The organism is Kitasatospora sp. NPDC059795, from assembly GCF_042732175.1.
Taxonomy (GTDB): Bacteria; Actinomycetota; Actinomycetes; order Streptomycetales; family Streptomycetaceae; genus Kitasatospora.
This window is the reverse complement of the sequence record NZ_JBHWID010000004.1, coordinates 355,288-367,165: the sequence shown is the minus strand read 5'-3', so window position 1 is coordinate 367,165 and position 11,878 is coordinate 355,288. Positions and strand designations below refer to the sequence as shown.

General features: G+C 68.9%; 11 protein-coding genes. 6 read left to right on the top strand and 5 right to left on the bottom strand.

Going from position 1 to position 11,878, the window contains the following annotated elements; all coding sequences use genetic code 11:
* Positions 1-41: 41 nt before the first annotated feature.
* A complete protein-coding gene (locus ACFV4P_RS11200; protein ID WP_380469704.1) occupies positions 42-467 on the bottom strand; it encodes a hypothetical protein in 426 nt (141 codons plus the stop codon).
* A 335-nt stretch (positions 468-802) separates the two neighbouring features.
* Here ACFV4P_RS11200 and ACFV4P_RS11195 point away from each other — a divergent pair, with 335 nt between their 5' ends.
* From ACFV4P_RS11195 to ACFV4P_RS11175, 5 genes are all read left to right on the top strand, one after another.
* On the top strand, positions 803-1,423 hold the full coding sequence (locus ACFV4P_RS11195) for a heme-copper oxidase subunit III (RefSeq protein ID WP_043913532.1): 621 nt from the start codon (positions 803-805) through the stop codon (positions 1,421-1,423).
* Positions 1,424-1,515: 92 nt separating this feature from the next.
* On the top strand, positions 1,516-2,337 hold the full coding sequence (locus ACFV4P_RS11190; RefSeq protein WP_073811879.1) for a c-type cytochrome: 822 nt from the start codon (positions 1,516-1,518) through the stop codon (positions 2,335-2,337).
* Positions 2,338-2,345: 8 nt separating this feature from the next.
* The gene (locus ACFV4P_RS11185; protein WP_380469702.1) at positions 2,346-3,401 is read left to right on the top strand and encodes a Rieske 2Fe-2S domain-containing protein; all 1,056 of its coding nucleotides are present in this window, start codon (positions 2,346-2,348) and stop codon (positions 3,399-3,401) included.
* Entirely contained in the window at positions 3,398-5,059 is a 1,662-nt protein-coding gene (locus tag ACFV4P_RS11180) for a cytochrome bc complex cytochrome b subunit (protein ID WP_380469700.1), read from the top strand. The genes ACFV4P_RS11185 and ACFV4P_RS11180 overlap by 4 nt, the downstream gene beginning before the upstream one ends.
* 102 nt (positions 5,060-5,161) lie before the next feature.
* On the top strand, positions 5,162-5,536 hold the full coding sequence (locus tag ACFV4P_RS11175) for a GntR family transcriptional regulator (RefSeq protein ID WP_380469698.1): 375 nt from the start codon (positions 5,162-5,164) through the stop codon (positions 5,534-5,536).
* Between the two features lie 63 nt (positions 5,537-5,599).
* Here the strand turns inward: ACFV4P_RS11175 and ACFV4P_RS11170 are convergent, their stop codons facing one another.
* The 4 genes from ACFV4P_RS11170 to coxB form a co-directional block, all read right to left on the bottom strand.
* Positions 5,600-6,871 carry an Ig-like domain-containing protein gene (locus ACFV4P_RS11170; protein ID WP_380469696.1) on the bottom strand — a complete coding sequence of 424 codons (1,272 nt, stop codon included), beginning with the start codon at positions 6,869-6,871 and terminating at the stop codon, positions 5,600-5,602.
* Positions 6,872-7,042: 171 nt separating this feature from the next.
* Entirely contained in the window at positions 7,043-7,459 is a 417-nt protein-coding gene (locus ACFV4P_RS11165; RefSeq protein ID WP_043913540.1) for a cytochrome c oxidase subunit 4, read from the bottom strand.
* Complete coding sequence (gene ctaD / locus ACFV4P_RS11160; protein WP_380469694.1) at positions 7,456-9,231, bottom strand: cytochrome c oxidase subunit I; 1,776 nt, start codon at positions 9,229-9,231, stop codon at positions 7,456-7,458. The genes ACFV4P_RS11165 and ctaD overlap by 4 nt, the downstream gene beginning before the upstream one ends.
* A complete protein-coding gene (coxB, locus tag ACFV4P_RS11155; protein ID WP_073811890.1) occupies positions 9,228-10,085 on the bottom strand; it encodes a cytochrome c oxidase subunit II in 858 nt (285 codons plus the stop codon). The genes ctaD and coxB overlap by 4 nt, the downstream gene beginning before the upstream one ends.
* A 353-nt stretch (positions 10,086-10,438) precedes the next feature.
* On the opposite strand from coxB, the gene ACFV4P_RS11150 reads away from it, so the two are divergent.
* Positions 10,439-11,827, top strand: coding sequence for a cysteine desulfurase/sulfurtransferase TusA family protein (locus ACFV4P_RS11150; protein ID WP_380469692.1), 1,389 nt, complete (start codon positions 10,439-10,441; stop codon positions 11,825-11,827).
* Positions 11,828-11,878 lie beyond the last annotated feature (51 nt).

The following is an 11,878-nucleotide window of genomic DNA, read 5'->3' as shown; positions in this document are numbered from 1 at the left end:
GACGGGCCGAAACGGTCGGCCGAGACGACCGGCCGGAACGCTCAGCGCGCGGCCGGCGTCCGCCGCGCCACCCGGGCCCGCAGCAGCGTGGTCGCCGCGTCGGCCAGCGCGACCGGGTCGACCGGGTGCGAGATCGCCGCGTCGGCGCGGCTCCAGGCGGCCAGCCAGGAGTCCTGCGGCCGGCCGATCAGCACCAGCACCGGCGGGCAGCCGTAGATCTCGTCCTTCAGCTGCCGGGTCAGCCCCAGCCCGCCGGCCGGCACCGCCTCGCCGTCCAGCACGCACAGGTCGACGCCGCCCTTCTCCAGTGCGCGCAGCACCGCGGGGGCGGTGGCGCACTCCTGGTACTCCAGGGCGGGGAGGTCCCCGGCGGGGCGGCGGCCGAGGGCGAGAGTCACCTGCTCGCGGGTGTTGCGGTCGTCGCTGTAGACGAGAACGGTGAGCGTCCCGTCGGAGTGCTGCGCCATGTCCCCTGCTTCCTGGTGCTCGTCCTCTTATATGTGTTCGTTGCGTCCACGGTGTCCGCACGGGCCCACGCATGCGCGCGACCCCCGACCGAACGGCCCAGTGTGACCCGGACCACGTCCTGGGACGGATGCTACTCCGGCGGGCCCGTCCTGAAGAGACCCCGACGCGATCTCGCTCAAGCCGCCGCGCCACGGGCTCACCCCGACGGCCCAGTTCCCTCACCCGGTCCGAACAACCGTCAGAAAACGGACGGCCCGCGAGGCGGGCATACCTCACGCACCGGACACTCCGAGGGAGACCCCCCGGCGTGAAGACGGAATAAGGGACCGACATAATGTCCGTCGTGGCGACAGCAACAGCAACAGAAACCGGACACGCGCACGGAGCGGTCAACAGGCCGAACCTGGTCAGCGTGGGAACCATTGTCTGGCTGAGCTCGGAGCTGATGTTCTTCGCGGCCCTGTTCGCGATGTACTTCACCCTCCGCTCGGTCAAGGGCGCCGAGTTCTGGCACGAGAAGGCCCATGCCCTCAACGTGCCCTTCTCCTCGGTCAACACCACGATCCTGGTGCTCTCCTCGCTCACCTGCCAGCTCGGCGTGTTCGCCGCCGAGCGCGGTGACGTGAAGAAGCTGCGTTCCTGGTTCGTGGTCACCTTCGTGATGGGCGCCATCTTCATCGGCGGCCAGATCTTCGAGTACACCGACCTGGTCAAGAAGGACGGCCTTTCGCTGTCCTCCGACCCGTACGGCACGGTGTTCTACCTGACCACCGGCTTCCACGGACTCCACGTGACGGGTGGTCTGATCGCCTTCCTGCTGGTCCTCGGCCGGACCTACGCGGCGCGGCGCTTCACCCACGAGCAGGCCACTGCGGCGATCGTGGTGTCGTACTACTGGCACTTCGTCGACGTTGTGTGGATCGGCCTGTTCGCGACCATCTACCTGATCAAGTAACAGCCGCCCCGCCCCTGACCCGGCGTCGACCACGACGCATGGGAGTCGGGGGCAGGCTGCTGCCGACCAGATCCTGACACCGGGGTTATTCCGTGAAAAAGCTCTCCGCACGACGGCGCCACCCACTGGCGGCGGTCGTCGTTCTACTTCTCGCCCTGGCGGCCACCGGGGGGCTGTACGCCGCTTTCGCGCCCGCCGAGAAGGCGCAGGCCGACAGCTCCTCGCAGTCGCTCGCCATCGACGAGGGCAAGAAGCTCTTCGCCGTCGGCTGCTCCTCCTGCCACGGCCTGAACGGCCAGGGCACTTCTGACGGTCCGTCGCTGGTCGGCGTCGGCTCTGCCGCTGTCGACTTCCAGGTCGCCACCGGCCGTATGCCGGCCCAGCAGCCGGGCGCGCAGGTCCCGCGCAAGAAGACCGTCTACAACCAGTCCGAGATCGACCAGCTGGCCGCCTACGTGGCCTCGCTCGGCCCCGGCCCGGTCGTTCCCACCCCGGACCAGTACCAGCCGTCCGAGGACAAGGTCACCAACGCCGAGCAGGTCGCCAAGGGTGGCGAGCTGTTCCGCACCAACTGCGCCCAGTGCCACAACTTCGCCGGCAAGGGCGGCGCGCTGACCGACGGCAAGTACGCCCCCTCCCTGGAGGGCGTGGACTCCAAGCACATCTACGAGGCCATGCAGACCGGCCCGCAGAACATGCCGTCGTTCCCCGACACCACCATGCCGGAGGAGCAGAAGCGCGAGATCATCGCGTACGTCCAGAACACCAACGACGCGCCGAACCCCGGTGGCCTCTCCCTGGGCAGCCTCGGCCCGTTCACCGAGGGCCTGTTCAGCTGGATCTTCGGTCTCGGCACGCTGATCGTGATCGCGATCTGGGTCGCCGCCCACACCACCAAGGCCAAGAAGTCATGAGCCACGACATGTCAGAGAACCTGCCGGAGGCCCACGACGCCTCCCACGGCGCTGAGGTCGTCACCCACGACGACCCGTTCGCCGACCCGGGCCTGCCGGCCCACGAACCGCGTCGGACCGACATCGACGAGCGGGCCGCCAAGCGGGCCGAGCGCCAGGTGTCGCTGATGTTCGTGGTGTCGATGCTGGCGACCGTCGGCTTCATCGCGTCCTACGCCGCGATCGACGCCGACAAGCTCGTCTACATCTTCCCGCTGGGCAAGGTCAGCGCCCTCAACTTCGCCCTGGGCATGACCCTCGGCGTGGCGCTGTTCTGCATCGGCGCGGGCGCGGTCCACTGGGCCCGCACCCTGATGTCGGACCACGAGCTGCCGGCCGAGCGTCACCCGATCGAGGCCTCGGACGAGGTCCGCAACGACGTCATCGAGCAGTTCAAGACCGGTGCCGCGGAGTCCGGCTTCGGCCGTCGCAAGATGATCCGCAACACCCTGATCGGTTCGATGGCCCTGGTGCCGCTGTCCGGTGTGGTGCTGCTGCGCGACCTCGGCCCGCTGCCGGAGGACAAGCTCATGCACACCGGCTGGGCCGAGGCCAAGCCGAGCGAGCCGATCCGCCTGGTCAACATGAACACCGACCAGCCGATGAAGCCCGAGGACATCATTCAGGGCTCCCTGACCTTCGCCAAGCCGCACGGCCTGGAGGAGGACGCCGAGGACTTCCAGCAGCAGATCGCCAAGGACGCCCTGATGCTCGTCCGGATCGCTCCGGAGAACATCAAGGACGCCGACTCGCGGGACAAGGGCTTCGAGGGCATCCTCGCCTACTCGAAGATCTGCACCCACGTCGGTTGCCCGATCTCGCTGTACGAGCAGCAGACCCACCACGCGCTCTGCCCCTGCCACCAGTCGACCTTCGACCTGGCGGACGGCGCTCGCGTCATCTTCGGCCCGGCCGGCCACCCGCTGCCCCAGCTGAAGATCACCACCGATGAGCAGGGCTTCCTGGTCGCCACCGGCGACTTCGACGAGCCCGTCGGCCCGAGTTACTGGGAGCGCAAGCGATGAGCACCGCGAGCGGCACCAACAGCGGTGCCTCCAAGCCGGCCAGCACGCGCGCCAAGCCCGCCAACAAGGCCGAGGCGACTGCGGACTGGGTGGACGGCCGGCTGGGGATCTACTCCCTGGCCAAGGCCAACCTGCGCAAGATCTTCCCGGACCACTGGTCCTTCATGCTCGGTGAGATCTGCCTCTACAGCTTCATCATCATCATCCTCACGGGTGTCTACCTGACGATGTTCTTCAAGCCGAGCATGGCGGAGACCGTTTACCACGGTTCCTACCTGCCGCTGAACGGCATCCGGATGTCGGAGGCGTACGCCTCGACGGTGGACATCAGCTTCGAGATCCGCGGCGGTCTGCTGATCCGCCAGATCCACCACTGGGCCGCGCTGGTCTTCGTGGCGGCGATGTTCGTGCACATGATGCGCGTCTTCTTCACCGGCGCCTTCCGCAAGCCGCGCGAGATCAACTGGCTGTTCGGCTTCCTGCTGCTGTGCCTGGGCTTCTTCGACGGCTTCTTCGGCTACTCGCTGCCGGACGACCTGCTGTCGGGTACCGGTATCCGCTTCATGGAGGGCGCGATCCTGGCGGTGCCGATCGTCGGCACCTACATCCAGATGTTCCTGTTCGGCGGCGAGTTCCCGGGCACCGACATCATCCCGCGCTTCTTCACCATCCACGTGCTGCTCATCCCGGGCATCATGCTGGGCCTGCTGGTCGCGCACCTGATCCTGGTCTTCTACCACAAGCACACCCAGTGGGCGGGCCCGGGCAAGTCCGAGAAGAACGTCGTCGGCATGCCGCTGATGCCGGTCTACATGGCCAAGGCCGGTGGCTTCTTCTTCCTGGTGTTCGGCATCATCGCGGCGATGTCCGCGATCGCCACCATCAACCCGGTGTGGGCGTACGGCCCGTACCGTCCGGACCAGGTGTCGACCGACGCCCAGCCCGACTGGTACATGGGCTTCGCCGAAGGCCTGATCCGCTTCATGCCGGGCTGGGAGATCTCCGTCTGGGGCGGCCACACCCTGAACCTGGGTGTGTTCATCCCGCTGATGCTCTTCCCGCTGGTCCTGGTCGCGATCGCGGTCTACCCGTTCATCGAGTCCTGGGTCACCGGCGACAAGCGCGAGCACCACATCCTGGACCGCCCGCGCAACGCCCCGGTCCGCACCGCGCTCGGCGCGGCCTGGATCTCGCTGTACCTGGTCCTGCTGGTCGGCGGTGGCAACGACCTGTTCGCCACGCACCTGCACATGTCGATCAACACGATCACCTACATGGTTCGGGTCGGCTTCTTCGTGGTTCCGGTCATCACCTTCTTCGTCGCCAAGCGCTGGTGCCTCGGCCTGCAGCGCCGCGACAAGGACAAGGTGCTGCACGGCCGCGAGTCGGGCATCATCAAGCGCCTGCCGCACGGTGAGTTCGTCGAGGTCCACGCCCAGCTGTCGCAGGAGGACCTGCACACCCTCACCTCGCACGAGCAGCCCGAGCCCCTGGAGCTGCCCGCGGAGACCGACGAGAACGGCGTGGCCCGCAAGGCCGGCGTGGTCGCCAAGACCCGGACGAAGCTCTCCGAGGGCTTCTACGGCGAGGGCAACCAGATCGCCAAGCCCACCTCCGAGGAGTACCTGGAGATCACCAGCGGCCACGGCCACCACTGATCCCTAGCTGTCACGCCACGTCAGAACCCCCATCGGCTCCGGCCGGTGGGGGTTCTGGCATATTTCTCCGGCACCGGCCCGACGCCCTGTTATGTTGGCCGGGTGCACGTGGCGATCGACCCTCACTCCTCCACGCCGCCCTACGAGCAGGTCCGCTCGCAGATCGCGGCCCAGGCCCGTACGGGTGAACTCCCGATCGGTCTGAAGCTCCCCACCGTCCGCGCGCTGGCCGAGCAACTCGGCCTGGCCGCCAACACGGTGGCCCGCGCCTACCGCGAGCTGGAAGCGGACGGCGTGGTCGAGACCCGCGGCCGGGCCGGCACCACCATCGCCCCCACGGGTGACACCTCGCACCGCCTGGCGGCCGACGCCGCCGCCGAGTACGTGGCCCGCGCCGTCCGCCTCGGCCTCACCCGGGACGACACCCTGGCGGCCGTGCTGGCCGCCCTCGACGCGCTGGACGCCGCCCACCGCTGACCGCACGACGAGGTCCGCCCGGCGGGAGCCGGTGCTCCTGCCGGGCGGACCTCGTCGCCGTTCCTACCGGCCGGCGGCTGCCCCGCCCGGGCCCGGGTTCACGCTCAGCCCGGCCTCCTCCGGCGCCGCGGTGTTCACCGGCTTGCCGAGGGCGCTGTGCTTCGCGTACTCGTTCCAGTCGATGTTCCAGTCGCCGAAGCCGTTGCCGAACGGCTCCATCTCGTGGCCCAGGCTGTTGACCACCTGCACGAGGTCGCCGACCCGGGTGTTGTCGAAGAACCACTTCGCGTCGTCGGTGCTCATGCCGGTGCAGCCGTGGCTGACGTTCTCCCGGCCCTGCGCCCAGGTCGACCAGGGCGCCGCGTGGACGTACTCGCCGCTCCAGGTGACCCGGGTCGCCCACTTGACGTCCAGGTCGTAGGACTCGCTGCTGCCGTCGGGTATGCCGATGGTCTCGCCGCTCATCCGTACGGATGATTCCTGGCCGAGCACGACCTTGACGCCGTTGCGGGTGTCGAAGCCGGGCTTGCCGGTGGTGACCGGGATCGTCCGGACCACCTCGCCGTTGCGCTTGTACGTCAGCTCGTCGCTGCCGGCGTCGATCACCGCCTCGACCCGGTCGCCGGTCTTCAGCCCCACGGACTGCTTGTCGCCGCCGTAGACGCCGTCGGCGATCCGGATTCCGGGCAGGTCGTAGGCGAGCTTGACGGTGGCGTCGCTCGGCCAGTAGTCCTCCGGCCGGAAGTGCAGGTTCTGGTCGTCGACCCAGTACCAGGCGCCGGTCACGGCGGGCTGCGAGGTGACGGTCAGACCGCGTTCTATCTGCTGCCGGGCCACCGGGTCGGTGACCTTCTCCGACAGCTTCACGGTGAGCGGCTGGCCGACGCCGTAGACGCCGCTGCCGGAGCTGTCCGGGCCGAGTTCGGCGTTGACCACGTGCTGTGCGGCGTCGGTGGTGAACTTCGAGTCGGCCTCGCCGTGGCCGCCCCTGCCGTCCTCGGCGGTGACCTTGACGGTGTACCCGGCGCCCGCCCGGAGCGGGTCGGTGGTCTGCCAGTGCTGCTGGTCGGCGGCGAGCTGTCCGGCGACGGGCTTTCCGTCGGGTCCGGTGACGGTGACTTCGCCGAGCTTGGCGGTGCCGTCCGTGGTCACGCTGAACGCCTTGGCCGGGTCGGCCTTCTCCCCGCCGGCCGACGTGTGGATCAGCGGTGCCACGTCGATCTGGTGGGGCTTGTTCTTCGCGGACGAGCCGCTGGTGGAACAGGCTGCGGCCGGGGTGATCACCAGCAGCGCGGCCAGCGTGGTCCGGGTACTGACTATCCGAGAGCCCTTCAACGGAACCTCCCAGGGTTGGAACCTGCCTCGAAGCGTAGGAAGGCGTCACCCCGGAGGCACTCCGGGTAACCCGCGCGGGGGAATTCTCGGGAGGGTTCCCGTACGACAGCGGGCCGGGCACTCCCCGAGGGGAGTACCCGGCCCGCCGTACGGCTTGCGCGATCCGGAACCTTACTGGTTCTGGTTCTCGCCGCGGTAGAACTCGAAGACCCAGCCGTAGAGACCGATCAGCAGGACCGGAATCGACCAGAACAGCAGCCACCAACCGAAGATGACGCCCAGGAAGGCCAGCGCGCCACCGACCGCCAGGGAGAGCGGCTGCCAGCTGTGCGGGGCGAAGAAGCCCAGCTCGCCGGCGTCGTCCGAGACCTCGGCCTCGGGGTTGTCACCCGCGCCGGTGTCCACCCGCTTGGCGGTGAACGCCAGGTAGAAGCCGATGAAGGCGCACAGGCCGAAGGCCAGGAACAGCGCGGTCGTGCCGGCGGCCTCCAGGCCGTGGTCCGACTTGGTGGTCCACACGAAGTACGTGATGGCGATGGCCAGGGTGAAAACGGCCAGACCCGCGAAGATCTTTCCCTGTTCCTTCATCGGGCGTCGCCCTCCTTGCCCTTGCCCAGGGACGGACGGTCGTACTGCGCGGGCGTGACACCCTCGAAGTGCTTCGCCGTCTCACCGTGGTTCTCGAGGTAGTCCAGCGCGGCGATCTCCGGGTGGTGCAGGTCGAACGCCGGGGATTCCGAGCGGATACGCGGCAGCGTGGTGAAGTTGTGCCGCGGCGGCGGGCAGGAGGTCGCCCACTCCAGCGAACGGCCGTAGCCCCACGGGTCGTCGACGGTGATCTTCTCGCCGTACTTGGCGGTCTTCCACACGTTGTAGAGGAACGGCAGCATCGACAGGCCCAGCAGGAACGAGCCGATGGTCGACACCGTGTTCAGCGCGGTGAAGCCGTCCGAGGCCAGGTAGTCGGCGTAGCGGCGGGGCATGCCCTCCGCGCCGAGCCAGTGCTGGACCAGGAAGGTGGTGTGGAAGCCGAAGAACAGCGTCCAGAAGGTGATCTTGCCGAGGCGCTCGTCCAGCATCTTGCCGGTCATCTTCGGCCACCAGAAGTGGAAGCCGGCGAACATCGCGAAGACGACGGTGCCGAAGACCACGTAGTGGAAGTGCGCGACGACGAAGTACGAGTCCGAGACGTGGAAGTCGATCGGCGGGGAGGCGAGCAGAACACCCGTCAGACCACCGAACAGGAAGGTGACCAGGAAGCCGACCGTCCAGAGCATCGGGGTCTCGAAGCTCAGCGAGCCCTTCCACATGGTGCCGACCCAGTTGAAGAACTTCACACCGGTCGGGACCGCGATCAGGAAGGTCATGAACGAGAAGAACGGCAGCAGTACCTGGCCGGTCACGTACATGTGGTGCGCCCACACCGTCACCGAGAGGCCGGCGATGGCGATGGTCGCGGCGATCAGGCCGGAGTAGCCGAACATCGGCTTGCGGCTGAACACCGGGATGATCTCGGACACGATGCCGAAGAACGGCAGCGCGATGATGTAGACCTCGGGGTGACCGAAGAACCAGAACAGGTGTTGCCACAACAGGGCGCCACCGTTGGTCGGGTCGAAGACATGTGCCCCGAACTTGCGGTCCGCCTCCAGGGCGAACAGCGCGGCGGCCAGCACCGGGAAGGCCAGCAGGATCAGCACGGCGGTCAGCAGGACGTTCCAGACGAAGATCGACATCCGGAACATCGTCATGCCGGGCGCGCGCATGCAGATGATGGTGGTGATGAAGTTGACCGCACCGAGGATGGTGCCGAAGCCCGAGAAGGCCAGACCCATGATCCACATGTCGGCGCCGATGCCCGGCGAGCGGACCGCGTCCGACAGCGGCGAGTAGGCGAACCAGCCGAAGTCGGCGGCGCCCTGCGGGGTCAGGAAGCCCGCCACCGCGATGACCGAACCGAACAGGTACAGCCAGTAGGCGAACATGTTCAGACGCGGGAACGCGACGTCGGGAGCGCCGATCTGGAGCGGCATGATCCAGTTGGCGAAGCCCGCGAACAGCGGGGTGGCGAACATCAGCAGCATGATCGTGCCATGCATGGTGAACGCCTGGTTGAACTGCTCGTTCGACAGGATCTGGGTACCCGGCCGGGCGAGCTCGGCGCGCATGACCAGGGCGAGCACGCCACCGATCAGGAAGAACGCGAACGAGGTCGCCAGGTACAGGGTGCCGATCGTCTTGTGGTCAGTGGTGGTCAGCCACTTGATGATCGCGTTGCCCGGCTTGCGCTCACGCGGGGCCCCCGAGGTGACGGCCCCGGCTGCCCCACCGGCCGCGGCGGGCTCGTTGAGGATGGTCACTTCTCTTCACTACTTCCCGTGGGGAGGATGCCTGCGGGAACCGCGCCGGCCTGGCCCTTGTCGCGAAGTTCCTTCAGGTGCGCCTCGTACGCGTCGTGCGAGACGACCTTCACGTTGAAGAGCATCCGCGAGTGGTCGACGCCGCAGAGCTCGGCGCACTTGCCCCGGAAGGTGCCGTACGCGGTCGGGGTCACCTCGAACTCGTTGACCACGCCGGGCACGACGTCCATCTTCATCATGAAGTTGACGGGCCAGAAGTCGTGGATGACGTCGTTCGAGGTCAGCTTGAACTTCACCGTCTCGTTGATCGGCAGGTAGAGGGTCGGCGCCTCCTTGGTGCTGCCGACCTCGTAGGCCGCCGTGGTGCTCGACGGGTCGGGCACCTCGCTGTTCTCGTAGTTGAACGCCCAACTCCACTGGAAGCCCACCACGTTGATGGTGTGCTGCGGCTTCGCGGAGACCTTCGTCAGGGTGGCCTCGTCGCGCGCGACGAAGTAGAACAGCACCGAGACGATGACGAGGGGGACCGCGGTGTACAGCGCCTCGATGGGCACGTTGTACCGGGTCTGAGCGGGGATCTCCACCTTGGTGCGGCTGCGCCGGTGGAAGATCACGCTCCAGAGGATCAGACCCCACATCAATGCACCAACAACCAGAGCCGCGATCCACGAGCCCTGCCACATGTGAAGGACCAGCGGGCCTTCCTTGGTGACGGGACTGGGGAGGCCAAGCCTGGGCAGGTCGTTGGCCGAGCAGCCGGTGGCGGTCGCGATGACGAGGCCCAGTGCCAGCGCCTGAGGCAGCTTCCGCCGCATCGTGCGCCGCGGCGAGCGGTCGGAGCCGTTGGGACTCACGTAGCGCCTTCCCGAAGTCTCGCCCGCGAACGCACCGCCGTGAGGAGACCGTTGATCTGGTCTCCCGGCGGCCCGGCCACGGGCACGGTTTGAATGCTTATGCGGGCCAAACGCTACTCCATCCTTATGCGGCGCTCACGGGCAGCCCCCGCTAACGCGCCGCCCGGCTACCCGATCAGCCCCCGGGGGGTGAACCACCCCGGAAGGACGGACGGAGTCGCAGGTCATGGCAGAGTTCAGAGCCTCCCACGACCGAACGGGCGACCGCACTACGACACGCGGGTGACGGACCGTCGGCTGCCTCCGGGACGGGGAGGAATCCCCCCGTAAGGGGCGTCGTCTACGGTGGCCCCGTGCCCTATTTCGACGCCGCCTCCACCGCACCGCCGCACCCCGTCGCCCGGCAGGCGCTGCTCGCCGCCCTCGACGAGGGCTGGGCCGATCCGGCCCGGCTGCACCGCTCCGGCCGGCAGGCCCGGATGCTGCTCGACGCCGCCCGGGAGACCGTCGCCGAGGTCCTCGGCGCCCGGGCCGACGAGATCGTCTTCACCGCATCCGGCACCCAGGCCGTCCACTTGGGCATCCTCGGCGCCCTGCGCGGCAACCGCCGGCGCGGCGCCCACCTGCTGCACTCCGCGGTCGAGCACTCCGCCGTCCTGCACACCGCCGAACGCTGGGAGGCCGACGGCGGCGCCGCCACCGCCGTCCCGGTCGACCGTCACGGCCGGGTGGACGCCGCCGAGTTCGCCGCCGCGCTGCGCCCGGACACCGCGCTGGCCGTCCTGCAGTCCGCCAACCACGAGGTCGGCACCCTGCAGCCGGTCGCCGAGACCGCGGCCCTCACCGGCGACGTCCCCCTCCTGGTGGACGCCGCGCAGAGCGTCGGCCGGCTGCCGGCGCCCGACGGCTGGTCGCTGCTGACGGCCAGCGCCCACAAGTGGGGCGGCCCGGCCGGCGTCGGCGTGCTCGCCGTCCGCAAGGGCGTCCGGTACGTCTCGCCGCTGCCCGCCGACGACCGCGAGAACGGGCGCGTCCCCGGCTACGTCAACGTCCCCGCGATCGTCGCCGCCGCGGCCTCGCTGCGCGCCGTCCGGGCCGAGGCCGACGCCGAGAACGCCCGGCTGCGCGCCCTGGTCGAGCTGATCCGCCACCGCGTCCCGCAGCTGATCCCCTCGGTGGAGGTGGTCGGCCACCCCGAGCTCCGGCTCCCCCACCTGGTCACCTTCTCCTGCCTGTACGTCGACGGCGAGGTGCTCCTCGGTGAACTCGACCGGGCCGGCTTCGCCGTCAACTCCGGCTCCTCCTGCACCTCCAGCACGCTGACGCCCAGCCACGTGCTGGCCGCGATGGGCGTCCTCACCGAGGGCAACGTCCGCGTCTCGCTCCCGCCCGGCACCGCCGCGGCGGACGTCGACCGCTTCCTCGACGTCCTCCCCCGCGTGGTCGCCGAGATCCGCGCCCCGCTCGGCCTCGACCTCCCCGCGCCCGAACCCGGGCCCCCCGCCGACGCCCTGGTCCTCGACACCCTCGGCAAGCGCTGCCCGCTGCCGATCATCGAGCTCGCCAAGCGCATCCCCGAGGTCGCCCCCGGCGGCCGCATCGCCGTCCTCTCCGACGACGAGGCCGCCCGCCACGACATCCCCGCCTGGTGCGACATGTGCGGCCACACCTACGCGGGCGAGGCCCCGGCGACGGAGTACGGCGCGGACCACGGCACCGCGTACGTGGTGGTCAAGCAGTAGAGGGGACGCAGGAGGGCAGGTCGTTTCGGGTGCCCGGCCCTCCTGCGACCC